Source organism: Neisseria musculi (genome assembly GCF_014297595.2).
GTDB lineage: Bacteria > Pseudomonadota > Gammaproteobacteria > Burkholderiales > Neisseriaceae > Neisseria > Neisseria musculi.
On record NZ_CP060414.2, the window covers coordinates 961,509 to 983,152 of the forward strand.

Genomic DNA, 21,644 nt, shown 5'->3' on the forward strand with positions numbered 1-21,644 from the left:
TTCATGGAACACTATCTGAGCATTTTTGTGAAATCCATATTTATCGAAAATATGGCGCTCTCCTTTTTCTTGGGCATGTGTACGTTTTTAGCCGTATCCAAAAAAATCTCCACCGCTTTCGGTTTGGGCGTAGCCGTTACCGTGGTGCTGGCGATTTCGGTGCCGGCCAACCAATTGGTCTATTCGCTGGTGCTGAAAGACGGTGCCCTCATGCCGGGTGTAGACCTAACCTTTCTGCGCTTTATCACCTTTATCGGCGTGATTGCCGCCATTGTGCAGATTCTGGAAATGGTTTTGGACAAATACTTTCCCGCACTCTATAACGCGTTGGGGATTTTTCTGCCGCTGATTACGGTAAACTGCGCCATTTTCGGCGGCGTGTCATTTATGGTTCAGCGCGACTACAACTTCACCGAATCCATCGTTTACGGCACCGGCGCGGGCTTGGGCTGGATGCTGGCGATTGTGGCGCTGGCCGGCATCACCGAAAAACTGAAATACGCCGATGTGCCCAAAGGGCTGCGCGGGCTCGGCATCACGTTTATCAGCGCCGGCCTGATGGCTTTGGGTTTTCTGTCATTTTCCGGCATACAGTTATAAGGAGCGGCGCGCATGGAAATCATTTTAGGCATCGTGATGTTCACCGTCATCATTTTGGCCTTGGCCGTGATGATTCTGCTGACCAAATCCAAACTGGTGAGCTCGGGCGACATCACCATCACCATCAACGGTGAAGATGACAAAACCATCACTGTTCCAGCCGGCGGCAAACTGCTGGGCGCGCTGTCGGGCAAAGGCATTTTCGTGTCGTCCGCATGCGGCGGAGGCGGTTCCTGCGGTCAATGCAAAGTGGTGGTCAAAAGCGGAGGCGGCGACATTCTCCCCACCGAACTTTCCCATATCAGCAAGCGCGAAGCCAAAGAAGGCTGCCGGCTGTCGTGCCAGGTCAATGTGAAGAGCGATATGGACATCGCCCTGCCCGAGGAAGTGTTCGGCGTGAAAAAATGGGAATGCACCGTTATTTCCAACGACAACACGGCCACTTTCATCAAAGAGCTGAAACTGGCGATTCCCGAAGGCGAAGAAGTGCCCTTCCGCGCCGGCGGCTATATCCAAATCGAAGCCGAACCGCACACTGTGGCCTATAAAGACTTCGACATTCCCGAGCAATATCACGAAGATTGGAACAAATTCAACCTGTGGCGCTATGTTTCCAAAGTAAACGAGCCGATTGTCCGCGCCTATTCGATGGCTTCCTATCCCGAAGAAAAAGGCATCATCATGCTCAATGTGCGGATTGCCACCCCGCCGCCCAACAACCCCGATGTGCCGCCCGGCCAAATGTCGTCTTATATCTGGTCGCTCAAACCCGGCGACAAAGTGATTATTTCCGGCCCCTTCGGCGAATTTTTCGCCAAAGACACCGATGCCGAAATGGTGTTTATCGGCGGCGGCGCAGGCATGGCTCCGATGCGCTCGCATATTTTCGACCAGCTCAAACGTTTGAAATCCAAGCGTAAAATCAGTTTTTGGTATGGTGCCCGCTCCAAACGCGAAATGTTTTATGTGGAAGATTTCAACACGCTGCAAGCCGAAAACGACAACTTCCAATGGCACGTTGCCCTTTCCGACCCGCAACCCGGCGATGATTGGGACGGCTACACCGGCTTTATCCACAACGTGATTTATGAAAACTACCTCAAAAACCACGAAGCCCCGGAAGACTGCGAATTCTATATGTGCGGCCCGCCGATTATGAATGCCTCAGTGATTAAAATGCTGAAAGATTTAGGCGTGGAAGACGAAAACATCTTGTTAGACGACTTCGGCGGCTAAAGTTGCCATACGGCAGCAAACCTATCAGGCCGTCTGAAAATATTTCAGACGGCCTGTATCATTGTTCTACCTTAAAGAAACCACCATGCTTTGCCATACAAAAAAATCTATTCTCCGGCTGCTCGGGCTGCTGGTTACGCTGGGTGTCCTTTCCGCCTGTGGCGGGGCACCGGCAACGGCCACCGCGAGCGGAGAAACCATGGGCACCACCTACACGGTCAAATACCTTGCCGATTCCAAAGAGCCTTTGCCCGACCCCCAACAAATCCAAGCCGGCTGCAACAAGATTCTGCAGGAAATCAACCGGCAGATGTCCACCTATTTGGCCGACTCCGAAATCAGCCGCTTCAACCGCCTCAAAGCCGGCGAAGGCATGTCGGTTTCCGCCGACTTTGCCGCTGTGGTTCAAGAAGCATTGCGCCTGCACGCCCTCACCGAAGGCGGCCTCGATGTCACCATCGGCCCGCTGGTGAATCTGTGGGGATTCGGGCCGGACAAAAGCGTGATCCGTGCACCGACTGCCCAACAAATCAGCACCGCAAAACAGCAGGTGGGCATAGACAAAATCCGGCTGGAAACCAACAGGCCGTCTGAAAACAGCGCCTATTTAAGCAAACAGGCCGATGGGGGTTATCTGGACTTGTCTGCCATTGCCAAAGGCTTCGCCGTGGACAAACTGGCGCAGTATCTCGATAACGCCGGCATCGAAAACTATCTGGTCGAAATCGGCGGAGAATTGCGCGCCAGAGGCAGAAATCAAAACAACAAAGCTTGGAGCGTGGGCATCGAGCAGCCGCAGTTTGCTCGGCAGCAGGCCGCGCAAATTATTGTGCCGTTAAACAACCGCTCGCTTGCCACCTCGGGCGACTACCGCAACTTCCGCACCGATGCAGCGGGCAAGCGGCTTTCGCACATCATCGACCCCGAAAGCAAACAGCCTGTCCGCCATCATCTGGCCTCGGTGAGCGTGGTGGCCGACAACGCCGTTACCGCCGACGGCCTCGCCACCGGCCTTTTTGTGTTAGGCGAAGAAAAAGCGCTGGCCATTGCCGAAAAAAACCGTTGGGCGGTGTTTCTGATCATCAAAACCGCCGATGGTTTTAAAACCGAAATGTCCCCCGCTTTCAAAGAAATAGTAAAATAGCCGCTGCAAAGGCCATAACAAAGGCCCCCCCCACAAAAAGGATCACACCATGACAATCTTCTTCATCACCTTCTGCTTTTTTCTGCTGGTGATTCTCAGCATGGCACTGGGCTACATATTCACACGCCGCGAAATCAAAGGCAGTTGCGGCGGCATTTCCGCACTCGGCATGGAAAAAGTCTGCGATTGCGACACACCGTGCGCGCGCCGCAAAGCCGAATCGGCCAAACAGCAAAAAGCGGCTCCGTAACATGGCGTTGCCAAACGCCGCAAACCTGCACCGAAACAGCAAACAGGCTCTTATAGTTCCCCCCCCCCCCGCCCCCAACCGTGCGGCTGCCGGCTGTGCAGGAAGCTTTCAGCCGCTGTTCGGTACATATTGCATTCAAGATAGAGACGGGCAGCTTCCCATGAATACAAAAACATGCAAAGCCTGTTCCTCCAAACACCGGAGGGCTATGCACGCATCGCAGGGCTTGCCGCCTGCGTGCTGGCCTCGACAGCAGTAGCCAGCCCGGGCACAAGCGGTTGCCACAGGCGTGCCGCAAAAGATTTGCCGCACACCCGCTTGCAGGCCGGCAAAGCCTACATGGAGGTGCAGCTGGCAAGCACCTACCACCAGCGCCAAACCGGTCTGATGCACCGCACAGACATGCCTGCCGATGAAGGTATGCTGTTTGTTTTTCCGCAAACGGCCATACAATGCTTTTGGATGAAGAACACACCCCCTGCCTTTAACGGCGGCTTTTGTGGCAGCAGACGGCACCATCGTCAATTTGGCCGATATGCAGCCGTTTAGCGGGCAAAACCACTGCTCAACCAAGCCCGTTGCCTATGTGCTTGAAATGCACCGGGGCTGCTTCAAACGCCACGGCGTGCACCCCGGCATGCGGTTGGAAGATGTGCAGGGGCAGCTGTTTCAGCAAATGCGCTAACAACGCTGCACAGGCCGCGTCTGCCTGCACGGGGCGGGATTATTTTTCAGACGGCCTGAAACTTTTACCCACCCCGAAACAAAAAGCGGCCCAAAAACCCCGGCTATCGTGAACCCCTTCATTTCGGCACAAGGCAAAACCGCAGACAGTATGGAACCAACTCTGTTGCCGCTTCAGTGGCTTGCACAATCGCTCTTTGAACTAAAACGCAGCAATGCTGTAACGGAAATGAAAAGAGACGCTCTAAAACCTATCCCGGTTTGCATTTATTTTTCTATAAAAAACCGCAAACTGTCGCAATGCCGTAGCGGAATAAATATAAAGCGGATAGGCATGCTGACAGCCACCGCTCACCATCATTACAACGCGGCGGGATGCAAACAACACAGCCCCTACCAAGCAGGGCAAGACTGTGTGATTTTCAAACGTTCGGCAATGTTTTCTGCAGCCCAATCTTTGCCTTTATTCAATTCAATCTATTTTACCATCTGATTTTATCGGGATAATAAACAGGCCGTCTGAAAACTGTTTTTCAGACGGCCTGATTTTCAAGCAAAACAATCCGGCGGTTTAAAACAGGCCGTGAATCACGCCGTTTTCGTCCACATCGATTTTTTCGGCAGCAGGCGCTTTGGGCAGGCCGGGCATTTTCATCATATTGCCGCACAGGGCAACGATAAAGCCTGCACCGGCCGACACGGTGATGCCGCGCACATGGATGGTGAAGCCTTCGGGTCTGCCCAAAAGTTTGGCATCATCGCTGAGTGAATATTGGGTTTTGGCCATACACACAGGCAGTTTGTCCAAGCCCAGTTTTTCGAGCGAAGCGATTTCGGCAGCGGCTTCGGCACTGAATTCGACACCGGCGGCACCATAAACCCTCTGCGCAATGGTGCGGATTTTTTCCTGAACCGGCCGCCCGGTATCGTAGGCAAACTGAAAATGGTTGGGCCGGGTTTCGACTGCTTCCACCACTTTGCGCGCCAAATCTTCGCCGCCTGCCCCGCCCCTGCCCCACACTTCGGTCAGCGACACTTCCACACCCTGCTGCGCACAGGCCGTCTGAATCATTTTCAGCTCGGCATCGGTGTCGGACACGAAACGGTTGAGTGCCACCACCACCGGCAGGCCGAACACGTTTTTCAGATTGTCGATGTGTTTGAGCAGGTTGGGCAGGCCCTTCTCCAGCGCACCCAGGTTTTCTTCGCCCAGTTTGGCGCGTTCGGCGCCGCCGTTGTATTTGAGCGCACGCACGGTGGCCACCACCACGGCGGCATCGGGTTTCAAACCGGCAAGGCGGCATTTGATGTCGCAGAACTTTTCCGCGCCCAAATCCGCGCCGAAGCCTGCTTCGGTTACCGTGTAATCGCCGAGGTGGCGGGCAGTGCGGGTGGCAATCACCGAATTGCAGCCGTGTGCGATATTGGCAAAGGGGCCGCCATGCACCAGCGCGGGCGTGCCCTCGATGGTTTGCACCAAATTGGGTTTGACGGCATCTTTCAGCAAGGTCGCCATCGCGCCGTGGGCTTTGAGATCGCGCGCATAAACGGGGCTGCCGTCTTTGGCGTAGGCAACCAAAATATTGCCTAAACGCTGTTTAAGGTCGGCCAAATCTTTGGCCAGACAGAACACCGCCATCACTTCGGAGGCTACGATGATGTCGAAACCGTCTGGGCGCATCACCCCGTCAACCGGCTTGCCCATGCCGCCGATAATATTGCGCAACTGGCGGTCGTTCATATCAACCGCGCGCCGCCACAATACGCGCTTGGGGTCGATATCGAGCGCATTGCCCTGATAGATATGGTTGTCGAGCATGGCCGCCAACAGATTATTGGCCGCGCCGATGGCGTGAAAATCGCCGGTGAAATGCAGGTTGATGTCTTCCATCGGCAGCACTTGCGCGTAGCCGCCGCCCGCAGCACCGCCTTTCACGCCGAACACAGGCCCCAGCGAAGGCTCCCGCAGGGCGATAACGGTTTGTTTGCCGATGCGGTTGAGTGCATCGGCCAAGCCGATGGTAACGGTGGTTTTGCCTTCGCCGGCCGGCGTGGGGTTGATGGCGGTAACCAGCACCAGCCTGCCTTGTTTGGGCGGCAGTGCGGCGGTGTCGGCAGGGTTGATTTTGGCTTTATAATGGCCGTACGGCTCGATTTGCTCGGGCTTCAGGCCGATTTTGGCAGCGATTTCGACTATCGGCCGCATGGTGGCGGATTGGGCGATTTCAGCATCGGTTTTGTAGCTCATGGTGCGCTCCTGACTTTCCTGTAAACAATGAAACAGCGTTATTATAGGTGTAACGGCGAAATAATGCCTGCCCGCAGATAAAACTTTCAGACGGCCTTGCCGCAGCGCGGCTTGCTATACTGCAATTTTTGTCGGCCGCCTGCCCTTCAGGCCGTCTGAAACGCCGCCGGCACGGTGAAACACAATAAAGCAGGCAAAGCACCCAAACCGCAGCAACAGCATAAATACCGCCCGTTCCAATCCGCTTGAAAATACACCGTGCCGCTTATATTGCCCGCTCCACGCCGCCTTGTGCTGATGGTTACAAATTCACTATGACACGGCAAAAGGGCCGCGCCGTATCGCTTTTATCGGGTTTTACCCTGTTTTCACAAAAGGTGCCGCAATGGCTTATTCATGGTTTTACTTGGCATTGGCTTCGGCCTGTTTTGCCGCGCTCACGGCAATTTTCGCCAAAGCAGGCCTGCAAGGCATCGATTCGGACTTTGCCACCTTTATCCGCACATTGGTGATTATCGCCGCGCTGGCGGCTTTTTTGAGCTACACGGAAAAATGTCAGAATGTGGCCGGATTCACGGGTAAAAACCGGCTGTCTCTGGTATTGTCCGGCCTGGCCACAGGCGCATCGTGGCTGGCCTATTTCAAGGCTTTGCAGTTGGGCAATGCTTCGCAGGTGGCACCGGTGGACAAATTCAGCCTGGTGCTGGCGGCGCTGATGGCGGCGGTGTTTTTAGACGAACGCCCATCCGCCCAAGCATGGCTGGGTTTGGGGCTGGTAACGGCGGGCGTGCTGGTGCTGACATTGAAACACTGAGGCGGCCGAGACAGCACCGACCGCAGCCTTTTCCCGCATATAGCGAATCTACTTACCCCGTTACAGCGTTGCTGCACATTAGCTCAAAGAGAACGATTTTGTAAACCGCTAAAGCGGCAACAGAATCGGTTCCGTACTGTTTGCAGTGTCTCCGGCTTGCTGCCTGATACCGAAAATTCATTGAATCCACTATAATCCGGCCGTCTGAAAACCGATTGTTCCGCCGTGTCTGCAACCTTTGATCTGGATATTTTTTTGAAAAACCTGCCCAACCTGCCGGGCGTATACCGTATGCTCGATAAAAACGCCCGGGTGCTTTATGTGGGCAAAGCCGTCAATCTGAAACGGCGCGTTTCGGGCTATTTTCAAAAAAGCGGCCATTCGCCGCGCATTACGCTGATGGTGAAGCAAGTTTGCACCATCGAAACCACCGTTACCCGCTCCGAAGCCGAGGCGCTGATTCTCGAAAATAATTTAATCAAAGCCCTCTCGCCCAAATACAATATTCTGTTCCGCGACGACAAATCCTACCCCTACCTCATGCTCAGCGGCCACGCCTTCCCGCAGATGGCCTATTACCGCGGCACGCTCAAAAAAACCAACCAATATTTCGGCCCCTACCCCAACGGTTACGCCGTGCGCGACAGCATACAGGTGTTGCAGAAAGTATTCCGTCTGCGCACCTGTGAAGACAGCGTGTTCGAACACCGCGACCGCGCCTGCCTGCTTTACCAAATCCGCCGCTGCTCCGGCCCCTGCGCCGGCCACATCAGCCGGGAAGACTATCAGGCCGGCGTGCGCGAAGCCGTAACCTTTCTCAACGGCAAAACCGGCGAGCTCACCCAAGTTTTGCACCATAAAATGCAGCAGGCTGCCGAACGGCTCGACTTTGAAGAAGCCGCCCGCTACCGCGATCAGATTCAAGCACTCGGCCTGGTGCAGAGCCGACAGTTTATCGACAGCAAAAACCCCGACAGCCCCAACGATATCGACCTGCTGGCACTGGCCGTGGAGGGCGGCAGCGTGTGCATCCATTGGGTGAGCATACGCGGCGGGCGGCACGTGGGCGACAAAAGCTTCTTTCCCGATGTGCGCCACGACCCCGAACCCAACGGCCAAGACTACGCCGAAGCCTTTATCGCACAACATTATTTAGGAAAAAGCAAGCCCGATGTCATCATCAGCAACTTTCCCCTGCCCCAAGTGCTTCAGACGGCCTTAAACCAAGAACACGGCAGACAAATTCAATTCATCACCAAAACCATAGGAGAGCGCAAAGTGTGGCTGAAAATGGCCGAGCAAAACGCCCGCATCGCCATCAACCAACACCACCTGCAACACAGCAGCCGGCAAAACCGCACCGAAGCACTCGCGCACATACTCGAAATCGATTCAGACGGCCTACAAAGGCTCGAATGCTTCGACATCAGCCACACCCAGGGCGAAGCCACCGTTGCCTCCTGCGTGGTATACGATGAAAACAACATCCAACCCTCCCAATACCGCCGCTACAACATCACCACCGCCAAAGCAGGCGACGACTACGCCGCCATGCGCGAAGTGCTCACCCGCCGCTACAGCAAAATGGCCGAAGCCCAAGCCAACGGCGAAAGCGTCAAATGGCCCGATGCTGTGTTAATCGATGGCGGCAAAGGCCAAATCAACGTAGCAGTAGCAGTGTGGGAAGAATTGGGGCTGACCATTCCGCTGGTCGGCATCGCCAAAGGCATTGAACGCAAAGCCGGCCTGGAAGAACTGATTCTGCCCTTTTCCGGCCGCACCTTCCGCCTTCCGCCCCACAGCCCCGCCCTGCATCTTTTACAGACTGTGCGCGATGAAGCCCACCGCTTCGCCATCACCGGCCACCGCAAAAAACGCGAAAAAGCCCGCATCACCTCCTCATTGAGCGGCATTCCCGGCATCGGCAGCAAACGCCGCCAAGCCCTGCTCACCCGTTTCGGCGGCCTGCGCGGTATCACCGCCGCCAGCGTAGAAGATCTCGCGCAAGTAGAAGGCATCAGCCGCGCACTCGCCGAAAAAATCTACGACAGCCTGCATTAAAACCGGCAGATATCCGCCCCCATCGTTTAATTACAGACGGCCTCCATACCACGCCCATGAGCCCAAGTCCGCCTGAAAAAAGCCGCCTGAAAACCACCTGCACATGAAAATTTATCAAACGATAGCCGATCCATTGAAAATAGGGGCATATTACCTGCCTGTCTCTCTTGAAGCCGCGATAAATCGGCTCGATTTTTGAGATAAAGCATTTTTGATTTTGTTTCACACCGTGCAACATTGTTTCAAATCCTGCCACACAAAGGCAGGATTTTTTGCATCATCCGAAACTACGTGCTGGGATTGCTGGGCTCTTTTTGCATGGTACGGCATCATGTGTTCATCGAATAAACAAACACCGAAGGAAAAACATCATGATTATCCCCGCCCCTCAAAATGAAGACTACGGCTTTTTCGGCACCATCGGCCTGCATCACGCCCCGCAGGAGTTTTGGAAACTGGCCGTGAGCGAAATTTGCAAAGCTACCCGCGAACACGCTGAAGACGTGGCTTTGTTTTTGGACAGCCGCCACGGCCGTCATTTTGCAGATGATGTTTTAAACGGCCTGCACAACGGCTTGAGCCGTCAAGAAGCGGTAACGGCAGAAACCGGCAAGTGGAGCCGCATGGACTTTCGATCGCCGCCTTGCCCGGGAAACCGGCCTGCCGCAAACCACACCATACCTGCGCGGCCTGATTGCGGTTTTGGCCGCCCGGTAAGGTAAAATTCCCGATGTCGGGAATTTTACCCCGTTCAGTCATTGCAGATGACCAGCTCGCCGCTGGTCTTTTGCGTTTTGTCGCGGCCGACCGAATACGCCAGCTCCAAACGGGTGATGCTGAAATCCTTAAACAGCTCGAGAATATCCGGGTGGTCGTTGATGGAGAGCATAACTTTGCCTTTACTCTCCGCCATCACTTTGGCCCGCCGCTCATACTGCGCCCAATCAAGGCGCGGTCATAGCCTGCAAGCTGCCAATACGGCGGGTCGGCATAGAAGAAGATATGCTCGCGGTCGTAGCGTTTGAAGCATTTTTCCCAGGGCTCGTTTTCGATATAGACACCGTTGAGCCGCTGCTGTGCGGCTTTCAGACGGCCACGCTCGGCAGCCCGCACCGGCTCAAAACCATCTACTTAACCAATATGCAGTCGGCCTACATGGCCACCGCTATGCCGAACGTTGATGCCCGCTTTGGTGCAGACTGCGGCATCGACTTCATCGACCACTGTGGGGTTTTCTTTCAGCCACACGCGCACATTGTCTTTATCTTGGCCGATTTTGGCGCCGTTGTAGGCATGCCATGTGCCGGATTTTTCAACGATGCCGTATTTCACGCCCAAATCCACAAGTTCGCCTTCCCAACTGATGCCTTCGCCGTAGAGAATATCAAATTCGGCTTGTCGGAAAGGCGGGGCGACAATGATGAAGAGCACCGACACCCACCCTATTGGGAGTACGCCGCCATCAAAGATGGGCGCACCCGCGAAAGCCACCGCCTGCTGCACGGCAAGGTGTACGCCGCCACTGACCCGGTTTGGGATACCCGCTATCCGCCGCTGGATTACCGTTGCCGCTGCCGCGTCAAACCGCTCTCCGAAGCGCGCGGTGCGGCCAAAGTGCTGCCCAGCCCCAAATTGGAAACGATAACGGTCGATATCCGCACCAACGAATACACCGGCGAAGAGCGCTATGCCCAACGCACCGGCATCCGCATCAACGGCACCTTTGTGGCACCCAACGCCGGCTTCAATGCCAATCAGGGCAAAGCCATGCTCAGCCGCATGGCGCGGGTGGCCGCCGAAAAAGCCCGGGCCGTCCACCCCGACATCGCCCGCACCGCCATGAAAGAGCTGGCGGCAGACAAACGTTTTAAAAACAGCCTACCCAAAGCCGTGCTGGCTTGGGTGTTGGATTTACTGAAAGGGTAAAGATGGCAGAGTTGGACTTAAGCCGGGATATTTATCGGGCAGCCTACACTATTGAAGACAGTGTGGATGTGGGAAGAAATTTAAAAGACGACAACACCATAGTGTTGGACTTCGGGGAAATCAACGTCATCATTGACGATTTTCAAGCATTGGATATGATGCGGAAACTCGCCGCATTTTTTAATTATAAACTGGTGGATTTAGATGCTTGAAATCAGCTTAGATGCCAGTCAACTCGAACACGGTCTCAGCCAACTGTTGAAAAACGCCACCGACACCCGCCCCGTGATGCGTGCCATCGCTACCGAAATGGTCTCACTCACGGAAGACAACTTCGAAAGTGAGGGCTGGGGTGGGCAAAAATGGAAGAGAAGCCGGCGCGTTGCCGACAACGGCGGCAAAACCCTGCAATTATCCGGCCGGATCGCCGCCGGCATCAGCACCCAGATCGGAAACGGCTTTGCCCGTATCGGCAGTAATAAAAAATATGCCGCCATCCACTACTTCGGCGGTAAAATCGAAGCCGAAAAGAAACTCATCGACACCGCCATCGCCATCGAATCCCTCAAAAGCGGCCTTTAAAAATAAAACGGGCAATCTGCCCGTTCACTTTATTTCACTAGTAACATTGTTTCAAGTCCACTATTCCATAGTATCCACCACCATCTGGCTGAATCCCATTTAGCTCAGAGACTCTTGTATATTTATCTCAATGGGTTTCAATTTTCGCTTCAATATTATCTCCTATACTTTTCATATGTTTTACAAACAAATTCATTAGAATAATGATAACAATAGTAAGAAAATAATTTAGGTTTGAATATAAATCCTTTGTATTAAATTTTCTTCCATCCATTTGGGGATAAGTAAGTTTTATTATATCTTTGGTCAAATAACAAAACAACACAGCCCCACTCCTTCGCAACCTTGCTGTTGCCAACACAGAGCAGGAAAACAAACAGCCGCACCCCATGCCGTTTCAGACGGCCTCGGTTGCGGTGGCTGCAAAAAATGGTTGCCATTTATAGTTTCCTACGCCGGTATTTGCCGTATCAGGTTCACGGGCATCTCAGCCGCCCACCAGGCAGCGCCCCGACTAACTCAATAAAAATAAAAATATGATGAAATTACCGCAAAAAGTGTAAGTCTAGGCTACCGTCCCAAACCAAAAGCAGAACATCGGCCAAGCTTTGCATAACTGAAGTCTGCATGCATCTCATTTAAATGAGAGAACGCAGATCGGCAATCGCGACAGATTGCGAAAATGAATATAACATACGATAACAAAAGAGTATCCAAGAAAATTACTTGGATATTTTGTACCGGAGGCCACCGCACATGCGGCTGCCGGCATTCTAGATAGTCGGCCCAATACGGCTATTCTTTTTTATTGACTACACAAACCGTCTCATTATCAGCCATCATGTAGCTTGGGAAACAGATCAGTTTTTTGAGGGCTCAGCAGGGTTGGATGAGAACTGCTTCGACAGCAAGCGTAAAAAAGTGCGACAGGCAAAGTAGTGGTTTTCGGCATTCTCAAGCATTTCGGCAAGGTTGATACGGTCATGGCAAACCACACCAAAAAAAGCAAGCTTGTGCCTTACGCAAATGTAACAAAATTTACCGGAAATTTTTTCACTTGTTTTTGAAATAAGGTAAGTTTCGTTTTAACTTTGGAACACCAAAACAGCCGCTACCACTCCGGAGCTTTAGCATGATATTTGCGGCTGATTTAGCGCAGTCCCCAATTTTATTTGCCTGCAAAATACATACCGTGGTTGATGCGGAAATGGTTAAACTCACAAAAATCCAATACGCCATAATCTCTATAAGGGTGATTTTCAATGCTTTTGAATAACCCCGGTAGAGTGCCTCAAAATTTTTGAAGGGTTGCGGCTTGTTGGTTTATGACGGTACTGCGCCTGCTGCCAGTATATTCCGCAGTTTTTTCAACTCTTCCCAAGCCTGTTTTTTCAGATGCGGCTGCCGCAACAGGCGGGCGGGGTGGGGAACGGTAAATGCGGGTGTGCTGCCGCACAGTTGCGCGATGGTTTCGGCGTAGTGCGGCTGCGAAAACACCTGTCCCAAAAACAGTATTGCCTGCGCCCGTGATGCAGCGAGTTCGGCCTGCATTTGCGGCAGTGCGGCGGCCATCTGCCCGGGCGGCGGCTCGGGGGTGAACACGGCGGCGGCTTTTATCCAGCTGGTTTTGTGGACATCGGCCGCCTTCAGGCCGATGGCGGCGAGCATATTGTCAAGCAGCACGCCTGTGTTGCCGCTGAACAGCCGGCCTATGGCGCTGTCTTCCGGGGCGGGGCAGATGCTGACCGCCATTACAGCAGCAGGCTGTATCTCGGCATCGTGCATCAACGGCATGATGTAGGCGGTGTTTTCAGACGGCATTTCCCGCGTTTCGGGCAGCACGGGTTCAGACGGCTTGCCGACTGGCGCAGCTATGTTTTTTTCAGGCGGCCTGCCGTGCGCAAAATGGCCGTCTGAAACTTTGGCAGCGGATTTGACGGCAGCCGTTGCCGCCAAGCGCGCGGTTGCGGCGGCCGGCGTGCGGGCTGCGGGTTGAGGCGCGACAGTAGTTTGCAGTGGTGTTTGGGGTGCGCCCTGCGGGATATGCGCGGCGGTTTCGGCAGGCAGCACTTTTGCACCCTTGTTCAGCCACATCGGCCCCAAGCCCAGTGCTTCGTGCAAATGCAGATAACGGCTGCTTAACATAATTTCTCCATTAAAACAGCATCTTCCCACGCACCTCCGGGCAGCGGGTAATAGGCTTTGCGGCGGCCGTATTCGCTGAAACCGTGTTTGCGGTAGAGCGCCTGCGCGGCAAGGTTGGCGGCGCGGACTTCCAAAAACAGCCGCTCGGCATGCTGCACCGCAGCCGTATGAAACCATGCCGCCATCAGCCGCGAAGCCAAACCGGCGCGGCGGCGAACGGGGGCGGTGGCAATCAGATGCAGCTCCGATTCGCCGCACAAGGTCTGCCACACGGCAAAGCCGCCGATGGTGCCATCGGCTTCAGCCAACACGGTTACGCTGTCGAAACGGTTGTTTAAGGCCGTCTGAAACTGCGCAGCAGACCACGGCGACGGGTTGCATTGCGCATCGAGTGCGGCCAGCGCGGAGCAGTCTGCGGGCAAGGCGGGACGGATAATCACAGCGCGCCCTTTTGTTCGGCCTGCTCTTTGGCGGTGAGCGCGATTTTATTTCGCACATACAGCAAGCCCGCACGGGCGGCATCGGTGGCGGGGTAGCGTCCGCTTGCGGCCAGGTCGAGATAGTCTGCCGCAGTGGGCATCTGCGCCGTGCCGCCAAAGGGTGGTTTCTCGTTCAGCGCAAAGGCATTGCCTATCCCCTGCGGTTCGGCGCAAGCTGCCGGCGGCGCGATGTCTGCGGCTTTGCCTATTTGGTAACCGCTCAGGCGGCGGTGGTTTTCGGTGTCGAACCAGGCATAAAACACTTCGCCCATGCGCGCATCGGTGGCCGCCAATACACACGGTGCGCTGATTTGGTATGCCACCGCATCCAAACACGGCACGCCGACAAGCGGCAGGTTGAACGGTGCCGCCAAGCCCTGCGCCACGCCTGCGCCGATGCGCAAACCGGTAAATGCGCCGGGGCCTTGTGCGTAAACAATTCCGCCCAAACCGGCCGCCGTGATGCCTGCTTCGGCCAGCAGCGCGCCGATGTGCGGCAGAATCAGCTCAGACTGGCGGTTGCCTGCGTTTTCGTGGCGGAGCAGGGTTTGCCCGTCCGCGCGCAAGGCCAGCGACAGAAACGGAGTGCTGGTGTCGATGGCTAAAACGGGGCGGGAAAAGTCGGCTTGCATGGCGGGCAATCGAAAGTGGTCGGACGGGGCATTATACCTGAGGCAGGGGCAATTTATCAGCGTGCCGGAAGCGGCCGGGGCTGTTTCGGCATTCAAGCCGCAAGAAGTTTGTCTGTCGTTGTTTCCGTGCCGGGCAACTGCAACATTCGGCGTCTGTGTCGGTTTCACCGGTGCTTCAATAGGTTGGCCGGTTTGATTCAGGTTCCCGCCGGCACGGGAATGGCGGCATTTCAGCCTTTCAGACGGCCTGCAAACCATACGGGTGATGGCGTACCGATGGTATTTGCGCGGCGGCATTACCGGTTTTTGCCCGAAGAGAGCGGTTGTGAAACCGCTGAAAGGGCAGCGGAACCGGTGCCGCATTATCCCGTTGCCGCAGCGTGCCGCCCGGTGTTGAAACCGTGCATTCAGGATGGGCGGGTAATTTTGATACAGAAAAATACTTTGGCTGATGGTTTTTTAAGCGGATGTGTAAGTATTGTGTATGATTGTGTTAAAATTTGCTGTGCAAACATAAAGCACAAACAATCGGGCAGGCCGTCTGAAGAATTTTCAGACGGCCTGAATATACCCCGCAACCCATTTGACAGCCCTCTGATGAATACCGACATACAACACGCACTACAACAGCTCAACACGCTGATTCTAGGGAAAGAAAACGTTTTACAGCAACTGTTTGCCGCCGTGCTTGCCGGCGGCCATGTTTTGCTCGAAGACGTGCCCGGCGTGGGCAAAACCACGCTGGCACACGGCGTGGCGGCAGTTTTGGGCCTGGATTACCGCCGTGTGCAGTTTACCAACGATATGCTGCCCTCCGATCTGCTGGGCATCAATGTTTACCGCCCCAACGAAGGCCGGTTTGAGTTCCACCCCGGCCCTGTGTTCCATCACTTTTTATTGGCCGATGAAATCAACCGCGCTTCGCCCAAACTGCAATCGGCGCTGCTGGAAGCGATGGAGGAGCGTCAGGTATCGGTGGACGGGCAAACCTACGCGCTGCCCGGGCCGTTTATCGTGATCGCCACCCAAAACCCCGCCGAACAGCTCGGCACCTTTCCCCTGCCCGAATCGCAACTCGACCGCTTTATGATGCGCCTGAGCATGGGCTACCCCGCCGCCGATGCCGAAAAACGGCTGTATGCCGAAGGCAGCGGCCGCCGCAACCTGCCTGCACTTCAGGCCGTTTGCGATGCCGCAACGCTCGCACAATGGCAGCGGCAGGCCGCGCAGGTGAAATGTTCGCAGGCGGCCGCCGATTATGTGTACCGCCTTGTGCAGGCCACGCGCCAACCCGGCCGTTTCGTGATCGGCTTAAGCCCGCGTGCGGGTTTGGCGGTGGTGGCCGCGGCCAAGGCGCGGGCGTTTATGCTGGGCAGGCCGCATGTGCTGCCCGAAGATATAAAAGCCGTGTGGGTGCCGGTGGCCAACCACCGTTTGCAACCCGTGCAGCAGGGTTTGACCGGCGCACAGATTCTCGCGGATCTGCTCAATCATGTTGCCGTTGCCTAAACGCCGTCTGAATGCCGTGCAGGAGGGGGCTGCTTCTGCCGCCGCGCTGCATTGCCGCCCTACCCGCTTGGGGGTGGGGCTGGCGGTAACGGTGCTGCTGTTGTGGCTGGTGGGGCTGAACTATCAGGTTAATCTGGCTTATGCCGCCGCTTTCTGGCTGGCGGGGTTTTTGCTGGTGTCGGTGCTGCTCAACCTGCGCCAGCTTTCGGTTTTTCAGATAACGGCGGAGATGCCGGCCGAAGTGTTTGCCGGCGGCCATGCCGTGCTGGAGCTGACCGCTGCCGGCAACACCCGCCGCCTGCTGTGGTTGTGCAGCGGAGATGATTTGGCTGATACGCACACGCCGCCTGCAAAATTGTGGCAGGCCTGGCATATCGGTTCAGACGGCCTGCCTGTTTTTCAATGGCGCATTCCCGCCCTGATGCGCGGCTATCTGCGCATACCGCCGCTGCATGCGGCCTCGGTGGCGCCGTTCGGCGTGAGCATGGTGCAGTGCGTGCGGCGCTGGTCGGACGAAGCAGTGGTGTTTCCCGCACCCGTTCCCCACGATGTGCCCGATATACCCGCCCGCAGCGGTGAAGCCGACCGGCAGCGCCCGCCCGCGCAGGGCGGCGGCGATTTGGCCTATTTGCAGATGCACCAACAGGGCGCATCGTTGCAGCACGTTGCCTGGAAAACCTATGCCAAAACCGGCGAAATGCTCGACAAACGCTTTGAAGAGCCGCAACAGGCCGCCCGCAACACCATTATTTCCTATGCAGACTACCCCGCCGTCAGCGACAAAGAGCGCTTGGCGGGCTTGCTGTGTTTCCGTGTGCTTGAAGCCGAACGCCTCGGCCTGCCGTATTCGCTGGAGCTGCCGCAGCGGCTGATTTCCCCACAGCACGGCCAGCGGGAAAAGTGTTTGACGGCGCTGGCATTGTGGTAGCGGCAAACGGCGCGCATCGGGCCGCCGGCGGGTGCCCCGGCTCAAAGAGAACGGTTTTGCAGGCCGCCGGCATTGCGGCGGTCTAAAACACACCGATCCTCAATAGCCGGCTCCGTATTTGACATCATAACTGTGTTGGCCGGTTGGGTATGGGTGTCGTCAGATCGGCCGGACGGTAAAACCGGCTTACCCTTGATTCATTGCGGCGCGGTTACACTCCGGTTTGCCGAGAGCGGCTTTGCAGGCCGCCCAAGCGGCAGCAAAATCAGGTTCCATACGCCCACACGACCTTGCTGAGCGATACCGGAAACATGTGAATCCGCTATATAAAGGCCGTCTGAATCGCGGCCGTCTGAAAAGCCATATTGAACCCATAACATTATGCTGATTGCCAATCCTTCTTTTCTGCAACAGCCGCCGCCTCGAGCGGCGGCATTTGTGGTGCTGGCCGCCCTGCTGTGGGCAGCGCTGCCATTGGCTGTTGCGCTGCCTAGCGCGGTTACGGCGGTATTCGGCGGCTTGTGGCTGCTGCGGCTGGCCTTACTGAAAGCCGGTATCGGCCGTGTGCCGAAAGCGGTGTTGCTGTTATTGGCATCAGCGGCCGGCCTGCTGGTGTGGCAGCAACTCGGCACCGTAGTCGGGCGCGAAGGCGGCGTGGCGTTTTTATTGTTGCTGGTGATGCTCAAAGCGTTTGAAAGCAGCAGCCGGCGCGATTGGCAGGTGCTGCTGCTGGCTATGCTGTTTTTAATCGGGTCATCGGTGTTGCTCGACCAAAGCCTGCTTATCGGCATATGGTTGCTGCCGGCGCTGCCTGCCGTCAGCCTATGTTTTGCCGTGTTGTGCGGGTTAGGCGGCAGGGAGGCGTTCAAACGCAGTGTGCAGGCACTGTTGCTCACCTTGCCACTGACGATGGTGATGTTTGTGGCGGTGCCGCGCCTGAGCGAGCCCCTGTGGCGCATTCCGCAGCAGGCGCAGCAGGCCGAAACAGGCTTGTCGGAAACGATGGAGCCGGGCAGCATCAGCAATTTGGTGCAGAGCGGCAGATGGGTGGCCAACATCACTTTTTCAGACGGCTTCAAACCGCAGCGCAGCGATTTATATTGGCGCGCCGTTATCATGGGCGAATTTGACGGCACGCGCTGGCAGGCGCTTAACGGCAACCACATTGACGAAGCCCGCTCCGCCCCGTCCGAACGCACCGTTGCCTACCAGATGATTATCCGCGACCAAAACGGCGTTTTACCCGCGTTGGACTACCCCGCAGCAGAGCTGCCCGCAGGCGTGGAGAAAAGATTGGGGCAGACCATACGCGCAAGCCGCAGCCGTGAAGGCTTACGCCGTCTTAGCCTGCAGGCATCGCTGGGCGACACCCTGCCGCACGCCCTCGATGCCCTCGGGCAGAATTTCTACACCCGCCTGCCAAACGGCAACCCGCAAACCCGCCGCCTCGCCGAAACACTGGCGCAGCAGTCGGCCACACCCGGCCAATTTATCGGCAAAGTGCTCGAACACTACCGCCGCCACAGTTTCACCTACACCCTGCAACCGCCGCCCACACGGGGGCAAAACGGCATCGATGGGTTTATGTTTCACACCCGCCGGGGCTTCTGCGAACATTACGCCCAAAGCTTTGTGGTGATGATGCGCGCCGCCGGCCTGCCTGCGCGTGTAGTAACCGGCTATCTGGGTGCCGACTATAACGAACAGGCGGGTTTTTGGCAGATTCGCGCCAAAGATGCCCACGTTTGGGCCGAAGTGTGGCTGCCGCACGAGCAGGTTTGGCTGCGCGTCGATCCCACCGCCGTCGTTTCGGCCGCCCGTGCCGAAAGCGGCATCGGCCAAGCCCTTGCCGCCAACGAACGGACAATGGTGGCCGACAACAGCGGCCTGCTTGCCCGCTGGCGCGACACCGGGCAGTTTTATTGGCAGCAATGGGTGGTGAATTACGACCAAACCAAGCAAAACAGCCTGTTTGCCCGCATCGGCCTCGGCGGTTTCAACTGGCAAACCCTGCTGCTGGTGCTGCCCATCGCCCTCGCCGCCGCTCTGCTGCCGCTGGTGCGCTGGTGGCTAAGCGGCCGCAACCGCGAGCGTGATTTTCTCAACGAAGGCTTTACGTTGCTCAAAAGCGCAGTTTTAGGTGAAGACGATGAAACCGCTGCCGCCGTCAGCGCAGGCGAGCTGGACAACCTGCTGCGCAGCAACGGCATGACCGACCCGGCCTTGTCGCATCTGCTACAGCAATACGAACACTGGCTTTATGCAGCCGAAAGGCCGCCCCTGTGCACACAGAAACACTGGTTTGCTGCGGCACGCAAAACAGCGCAACGCTACAGAAACAACCATCTCGGGTAGCACACCTTGTCGGGCAAGCAGCAAAATATAAAATGCCCCTTTTTCATGTCTTACGCAAATAGGGCGGAATCGGGCGGAAATCTTTCTTGCTGTTTTTGAAAGAATGCGAATTTCGGTTTAACTTCGGTACACCGACCTGACAACTTAAAACGCTGCGGGATTACTGTAGAATTTAGGGTTAATTAATAATAGTACAGCTCCTTTAATTTTTAGGGTTATGCTAGGACAGCACTAAAAACACCACACTAAATCCATAAGATTTTCAGCTGCTCACTCGGTATACTTAAGTTAAATCTGGATGCGTATTCTTAAAAATGGGAAAAATTAGCGGTCAATTCTATTCCTGTATATAAATACTACATTGCTCAATTTTGGAAACTTTCAATACCGCTGATGTGATTGCGACCATCCACAAAGTGCTTACTGTAGTCAACACTCAAGTTTTGAAAATCATTAAAATATATAATGTTAGGGGCTGTCCTAGATAACTAGAACAAATCCTGCTTTACTAATTGTTTTAAAATAGAAATTTGAAATTTTATCTCACTGTTGTTAAAACGCCATTCACACTCTTTCAAATACAGTTCCAAATGCTCTTTGGGAATGCCGTTAAACTTGCGTAAATGGCGTTTTGCTTGGTTCCAAAAGTTCTCAATTCCGTTAATGTGATTTTGTCGCTCAGCAAAATGTGTGCTGTGATTGATCCGAAAATGTGAAAATTCGCTCACATCAAGAACGTCATAACTTTTGTAACAATCGGTATAAACAATGCTGTCAGGCTTCACTTGCTCGCGGATAATTGGCAATAAAGTCGCAGTTTGTGTATTGGGTACGGCAACGGTGTAAACCTTACCATTACGCTTCAAAAGCCCGAATACAGCCACTTTGCCAGCCGCACCGCGACCACGTTTGCCTTTGCGTTGTCCGCCAAAATAGCTTTCATCAACTTCTACTTCACCATCAAGCATTTCCAGATGCGGGCTGTTGTGATAGATAAGTAAGCGCAAACGGTGGAAGTAATAGGCAGCGGTATTTTTATTGACGCTAACTAATTGCGCCGCTGTGCGAGCGGTAACACCTGCAACAAATAGTTCAATCAGTTTGTTTTGCTTGTACTGACTTAAACGACTTTTTCTCATAGGGATTATTCTAACCTGAAGTTAAATTTCCCTAGTTATCTAGTACAGCCCCTAATGTTAAAGATGATTAAGCTGTCAGTATAAACGATATTACTAGATATGATTTTTTCAATAAGATAATAGGAGATAAGCTCTATTTTTTAGATTATCCACAAGCACAGTATCAACCTTTTGGCACGTTTGAGAACACCGAAAAAGACCATTTATTTCTTAGGATAATTCTGCCATATTTTCCTTTTCGTTTGTCAGCAAAACAACTTTCTGCTAATATAGGCACCCTACAAAACAGCTTTTGGCTTTTTTCGGCAAATAATGGTTGATAGCAGTATGGATTTTGTGGTGAAAGATTGCAGTGGAATTGGGGGCTATATTATATTTATCAGTGAATAGGCTGTTACTTAACATACAAAATATTTGATCATACACACCTGAATTCTAATATATGCCGAACTGCGAGGTCATCTGCAATTTTAGCGCAGCATTCCCACCAGCGAAATATGTAGTGACTGCAACAATGGCCAATATCTGCAAAAGGCTAACGATGGTTATAACAACACTCATTTTTTATGCAGCTGACTCATTAAATTAAGCAGTAAAGCCGTGTTTTTTAACTGAATAGCAGTCAACCAAACCCGTTACGAATCAACAGATTACCCTAACTATGTCTAGGTCGTTTTCAGATGGCCTTTATCTTTAATTTATAGAAAACCCTAGTTATCTAAATTTCCATTTTTATGAAGATCCATTTGGGAATTTTTCAGGGTTGTCAAGAATGTCGGAAAATATAACAATGAAATTTAAGACGCATACGAAGCCAAGGGAAAGAGGCTTTTGGGGTATTATCGTGAATCTACTTTATTTCCGTTGAAGTGTTAAGATGCCTTAACTCAAAGAGAACGGTTTTGTAAGCCG

The 21,644-nt window shown here is 54.3% G+C and carries 25 protein-coding genes, 2 pseudogenes and 1 riboswitch; of the genes and pseudogenes, 17 read left to right on the forward strand and 10 right to left on the reverse strand.

Going from position 1 to position 21,644, the window contains the following annotated elements; genetic code table 11:
- Window positions 1–3: 3 nt before the first annotated feature.
- From nqrE to H7A79_RS04920, 7 genes are all read left to right on the forward strand, one after another.
- Window positions 4–600, forward strand: a complete 597-nt coding sequence (gene nqrE / locus H7A79_RS04890; protein ID WP_135033938.1) for an NADH:ubiquinone reductase (Na(+)-transporting) subunit E — start codon at window positions 4–6, stop codon at window positions 598–600.
- A 12-nt stretch (window positions 601–612) separates the two neighbouring features.
- On the forward strand, window positions 613–1,836 hold the full coding sequence (nqrF, locus tag H7A79_RS04895) for an NADH:ubiquinone reductase (Na(+)-transporting) subunit F (RefSeq protein ID WP_187001227.1): 1,224 nt from the start codon (window positions 613–615) through the stop codon (window positions 1,834–1,836).
- A gap of 85 nt (window positions 1,837–1,921) precedes the next feature.
- Complete coding sequence (locus H7A79_RS04900) at window positions 1,922–2,980, forward strand: FAD:protein FMN transferase (RefSeq protein WP_187001228.1); 1,059 nt, start codon at window positions 1,922–1,924, stop codon at window positions 2,978–2,980.
- 49 nt (window positions 2,981–3,029) lie between these two features.
- The gene (nqrM, locus tag H7A79_RS04905) at window positions 3,030–3,230 is read left to right on the forward strand and encodes a (Na+)-NQR maturation NqrM (protein WP_187001229.1); all 201 of its coding nucleotides are present in this window, start codon (window positions 3,030–3,032) and stop codon (window positions 3,228–3,230) included.
- Between the two features lie 387 nt (window positions 3,231–3,617).
- Window positions 3,618–3,779: a DUF192 domain-containing protein gene (locus tag H7A79_RS04910; protein ID WP_434968551.1), complete on the forward strand. Its 162-nt coding sequence runs from the start codon at window positions 3,618–3,620 to the stop codon at window positions 3,777–3,779.
- Window positions 3,730–3,915, forward strand: coding sequence for a DUF192 domain-containing protein (locus H7A79_RS04915; RefSeq protein ID WP_214646417.1), 186 nt, complete (start codon window positions 3,730–3,732; stop codon window positions 3,913–3,915). The genes H7A79_RS04910 and H7A79_RS04915 overlap by 50 nt, the downstream gene beginning before the upstream one ends.
- Window positions 3,916–4,065: 150 nt before the next feature.
- The gene (locus H7A79_RS04920) at window positions 4,066–4,407 is read left to right on the forward strand and encodes a hypothetical protein (protein ID WP_135033934.1); all 342 of its coding nucleotides are present in this window, start codon (window positions 4,066–4,068) and stop codon (window positions 4,405–4,407) included.
- Between the two features lie 78 nt (window positions 4,408–4,485).
- Here H7A79_RS04920 and H7A79_RS04925 read toward each other — a convergent pair whose 3' ends face one another.
- Window positions 4,486–6,162, reverse strand: coding sequence for a formate--tetrahydrofolate ligase (locus H7A79_RS04925; RefSeq protein ID WP_187001231.1), 1,677 nt, complete (start codon window positions 6,160–6,162; stop codon window positions 4,486–4,488).
- Between the two features lie 385 nt (window positions 6,163–6,547).
- Here H7A79_RS04925 and H7A79_RS04930 point away from each other — a divergent pair, with 385 nt between their 5' ends.
- The 3 genes from H7A79_RS04930 (at window position 6,548) to H7A79_RS04940 (ending at window position 9,759) form a co-directional block, all read left to right on the forward strand.
- Window positions 6,548–6,976: an EamA family transporter gene (locus H7A79_RS04930; RefSeq protein ID WP_187001232.1), complete on the forward strand. Its 429-nt coding sequence runs from the start codon at window positions 6,548–6,550 to the stop codon at window positions 6,974–6,976.
- A gap of 204 nt (window positions 6,977–7,180) precedes the next feature.
- A complete protein-coding gene (gene uvrC, locus H7A79_RS04935) occupies window positions 7,181–9,037 on the forward strand; it encodes an excinuclease ABC subunit UvrC (RefSeq protein WP_377057468.1) in 1,857 nt (618 codons plus the stop codon).
- Between the two features lie 371 nt (window positions 9,038–9,408).
- Window positions 9,409–9,759, forward strand: coding sequence for a hypothetical protein (locus H7A79_RS04940; RefSeq protein WP_214646418.1), 351 nt, complete (start codon window positions 9,409–9,411; stop codon window positions 9,757–9,759).
- 29 nt (window positions 9,760–9,788) lie between these two features.
- On the opposite strand, the gene H7A79_RS04945 is transcribed toward H7A79_RS04940, so the two are convergent.
- The 3 genes and pseudogenes from H7A79_RS04945 to recA form a co-directional block, all read right to left on the reverse strand.
- Entirely contained in the window at window positions 9,789–9,950 is a 162-nt protein-coding gene (locus H7A79_RS04945; RefSeq protein ID WP_246408078.1) for a hypothetical protein, read from the reverse strand.
- Window positions 9,950–10,150: a hypothetical protein gene (locus H7A79_RS04950; RefSeq protein WP_228068112.1), complete on the reverse strand. Its 201-nt coding sequence runs from the start codon at window positions 10,148–10,150 to the stop codon at window positions 9,950–9,952. Before H7A79_RS04950 ends, H7A79_RS04945 begins: the two co-directional genes overlap by 1 nt.
- An 18-nt stretch (window positions 10,151–10,168) precedes the next feature.
- Window positions 10,169–10,474 (reverse strand): annotated as a pseudogene (gene recA, locus H7A79_RS04955) (recombinase RecA); the annotation flags it as partial.
- Between recA and H7A79_RS04960 the strand changes: the two are divergent.
- From H7A79_RS04960 to H7A79_RS04970, 3 genes are read left to right on the forward strand one after another with little or no spacing between them, the layout of a single operon-like run.
- Window positions 10,433–10,963 carry a phage head morphogenesis protein gene (locus H7A79_RS04960; protein ID WP_246408080.1) on the forward strand — a complete coding sequence of 177 codons (531 nt, stop codon included), beginning with the start codon at window positions 10,433–10,435 and terminating at the stop codon, window positions 10,961–10,963. The pseudogene recA and the gene H7A79_RS04960 overlap by 42 nt on opposite strands.
- A 2-nt stretch (window positions 10,964–10,965) precedes the next feature.
- A complete protein-coding gene (locus H7A79_RS04965; protein ID WP_187000117.1) occupies window positions 10,966–11,175 on the forward strand; it encodes a hypothetical protein in 210 nt (69 codons plus the stop codon).
- Complete coding sequence (locus H7A79_RS04970; RefSeq protein ID WP_187001235.1) at window positions 11,168–11,545, forward strand: phage virion morphogenesis protein; 378 nt, start codon at window positions 11,168–11,170, stop codon at window positions 11,543–11,545. The genes H7A79_RS04965 and H7A79_RS04970 overlap by 8 nt, the downstream gene beginning before the upstream one ends.
- Window positions 11,546–11,799: 254 nt before the next feature.
- Here H7A79_RS04970 and H7A79_RS04975 read toward each other — a convergent pair whose 3' ends face one another.
- From H7A79_RS04975 to tsaB, 4 genes are all read right to left on the reverse strand, one after another.
- Window positions 11,800–11,985: a hypothetical protein gene (locus H7A79_RS04975; protein ID WP_187001236.1), complete on the reverse strand. Its 186-nt coding sequence runs from the start codon at window positions 11,983–11,985 to the stop codon at window positions 11,800–11,802.
- Window positions 11,976–12,068, reverse strand: a riboswitch (TPP riboswitch). (Overlaps the previous gene by 10 nt.)
- An 800-nt stretch (window positions 12,069–12,868) precedes the next feature.
- Entirely contained in the window at window positions 12,869–13,690 is an 822-nt protein-coding gene (locus tag H7A79_RS04985) for a uracil-DNA glycosylase family protein (protein WP_187001237.1), read from the reverse strand.
- The gene (rimI, locus tag H7A79_RS04990) at window positions 13,684–14,130 is read right to left on the reverse strand and encodes a ribosomal protein S18-alanine N-acetyltransferase (RefSeq protein ID WP_187001238.1); all 447 of its coding nucleotides are present in this window, start codon (window positions 14,128–14,130) and stop codon (window positions 13,684–13,686) included. The genes H7A79_RS04985 and rimI overlap by 7 nt, the downstream gene beginning before the upstream one ends.
- Window positions 14,127–14,801 carry a tRNA (adenosine(37)-N6)-threonylcarbamoyltransferase complex dimerization subunit type 1 TsaB gene (gene tsaB, locus H7A79_RS04995; RefSeq protein WP_187001239.1) on the reverse strand — a complete coding sequence of 225 codons (675 nt, stop codon included), beginning with the start codon at window positions 14,799–14,801 and terminating at the stop codon, window positions 14,127–14,129. The genes rimI and tsaB overlap by 4 nt, the downstream gene beginning before the upstream one ends.
- Before the next feature lie 597 nt (window positions 14,802–15,398).
- On the opposite strand from tsaB, the gene H7A79_RS05000 reads away from it, so the two are divergent.
- Together H7A79_RS05000 and H7A79_RS05005 are read left to right on the forward strand one after the other, a co-directional pair.
- Window positions 15,399–16,310: an AAA family ATPase gene (locus H7A79_RS05000; protein WP_187001627.1), complete on the forward strand. Its 912-nt coding sequence runs from the start codon at window positions 15,399–15,401 to the stop codon at window positions 16,308–16,310.
- Complete coding sequence (locus H7A79_RS05005; protein WP_187001240.1) at window positions 16,294–17,238, forward strand: DUF58 domain-containing protein; 945 nt, start codon at window positions 16,294–16,296, stop codon at window positions 17,236–17,238. Before H7A79_RS05000 ends, H7A79_RS05005 begins: the two co-directional genes overlap by 17 nt.
- A gap of 197 nt (window positions 17,239–17,435) precedes the next feature.
- Here the strand turns inward: H7A79_RS05005 and H7A79_RS05010 are convergent, their stop codons facing one another.
- Window positions 17,436–17,618 carry a hypothetical protein gene (locus tag H7A79_RS05010; RefSeq protein ID WP_187001241.1) on the reverse strand — a complete coding sequence of 61 codons (183 nt, stop codon included), beginning with the start codon at window positions 17,616–17,618 and terminating at the stop codon, window positions 17,436–17,438.
- A 1-nt stretch (window position 17,619) separates the two neighbouring features.
- On the opposite strand from H7A79_RS05010, the gene H7A79_RS05015 reads away from it, so the two are divergent.
- Window positions 17,620–19,593, forward strand: coding sequence for a transglutaminase TgpA family protein (locus H7A79_RS05015; RefSeq protein ID WP_187001242.1), 1,974 nt, complete (start codon window positions 17,620–17,622; stop codon window positions 19,591–19,593).
- Window positions 19,594–19,658: 65 nt separating this feature from the next.
- Window positions 19,659–19,733 (forward strand): annotated as a pseudogene (locus tag H7A79_RS05020) (IS1595 family transposase); the annotation flags it as partial.
- A gap of 348 nt (window positions 19,734–20,081) precedes the next feature.
- On the opposite strand, the gene H7A79_RS05025 reads toward H7A79_RS05020, so the two are convergent.
- Window positions 20,082–20,732: an IS1595 family transposase gene (locus H7A79_RS05025; protein WP_187000374.1), complete on the reverse strand. Its 651-nt coding sequence runs from the start codon at window positions 20,730–20,732 to the stop codon at window positions 20,082–20,084.
- Window positions 20,733–21,644: the final 912 nt, after the last annotated feature.

What these genes read in the sequence shown, in the direction of transcription:
- H7A79_RS04970 (WP_187001235.1), top strand. Translation starts at nt 11,168, where the DNA reads ATGCTTGAAATCAGCTTAGATGCCAGTCAACTCGAACACGGTCTCAGC.
- H7A79_RS04920 (WP_135033934.1), top strand. Translation starts at nt 4,066, where the DNA reads ATGGAACCAACTCTGTTGCCGCTTCAGTGGCTTGCACAATCGCTCTTT.
- H7A79_RS04945 (WP_246408078.1), bottom strand. Translation starts at nt 9,950, where the DNA reads ATGGCGGAGAGTAAAGGCAAAGTTATGCTCTCCATCAACGACCACCCG.
- nqrF (WP_187001227.1), top strand. Translation starts at nt 613, where the DNA reads ATGGAAATCATTTTAGGCATCGTGATGTTCACCGTCATCATTTTGGCC.
- H7A79_RS04925 (WP_187001231.1), bottom strand. Translation starts at nt 6,162, where the DNA reads ATGAGCTACAAAACCGATGCTGAAATCGCCCAATCCGCCACCATGCGG.
- H7A79_RS04930 (WP_187001232.1), top strand. Translation starts at nt 6,548, where the DNA reads ATGGCTTATTCATGGTTTTACTTGGCATTGGCTTCGGCCTGTTTTGCC.
- H7A79_RS04985 (WP_187001237.1), bottom strand. Translation starts at nt 13,690, where the DNA reads ATGTTAAGCAGCCGTTATCTGCATTTGCACGAAGCACTGGGCTTGGGG.
- H7A79_RS04900 (WP_187001228.1), top strand. Translation starts at nt 1,922, where the DNA reads ATGCTTTGCCATACAAAAAAATCTATTCTCCGGCTGCTCGGGCTGCTG.
- H7A79_RS04940 (WP_214646418.1), top strand. Translation starts at nt 9,409, where the DNA reads ATGATTATCCCCGCCCCTCAAAATGAAGACTACGGCTTTTTCGGCACC.
- H7A79_RS05025 (WP_187000374.1), bottom strand. Translation starts at nt 20,732, where the DNA reads ATGAGAAAAAGTCGTTTAAGTCAGTACAAGCAAAACAAACTGATTGAA.
- tsaB (WP_187001239.1), bottom strand. Translation starts at nt 14,801, where the DNA reads ATGCAAGCCGACTTTTCCCGCCCCGTTTTAGCCATCGACACCAGCACT.
- H7A79_RS05000 (WP_187001627.1), top strand. Translation starts at nt 15,399, where the DNA reads ATGAATACCGACATACAACACGCACTACAACAGCTCAACACGCTGATT.
- H7A79_RS05015 (WP_187001242.1), top strand. Translation starts at nt 17,620, where the DNA reads ATGCTGATTGCCAATCCTTCTTTTCTGCAACAGCCGCCGCCTCGAGCG.
- H7A79_RS05005 (WP_187001240.1), top strand. Translation starts at nt 16,294, where the DNA reads ATGTTGCCGTTGCCTAAACGCCGTCTGAATGCCGTGCAGGAGGGGGCT.
- H7A79_RS04910 (WP_434968551.1), top strand. Translation starts at nt 3,618, where the DNA reads ATGCACCGCACAGACATGCCTGCCGATGAAGGTATGCTGTTTGTTTTT.
- nqrM (WP_187001229.1), top strand. Translation starts at nt 3,030, where the DNA reads ATGACAATCTTCTTCATCACCTTCTGCTTTTTTCTGCTGGTGATTCTC.
- H7A79_RS04965 (WP_187000117.1), top strand. Translation starts at nt 10,966, where the DNA reads ATGGCAGAGTTGGACTTAAGCCGGGATATTTATCGGGCAGCCTACACT.
- H7A79_RS05010 (WP_187001241.1), bottom strand. Translation starts at nt 17,618, where the DNA reads ATGTTATGGGTTCAATATGGCTTTTCAGACGGCCGCGATTCAGACGGC.
- H7A79_RS04975 (WP_187001236.1), bottom strand. Translation starts at nt 11,985, where the DNA reads ATGGCAACCATTTTTTGCAGCCACCGCAACCGAGGCCGTCTGAAACGG.
- nqrE (WP_135033938.1), top strand. Translation starts at nt 4, where the DNA reads ATGGAACACTATCTGAGCATTTTTGTGAAATCCATATTTATCGAAAAT.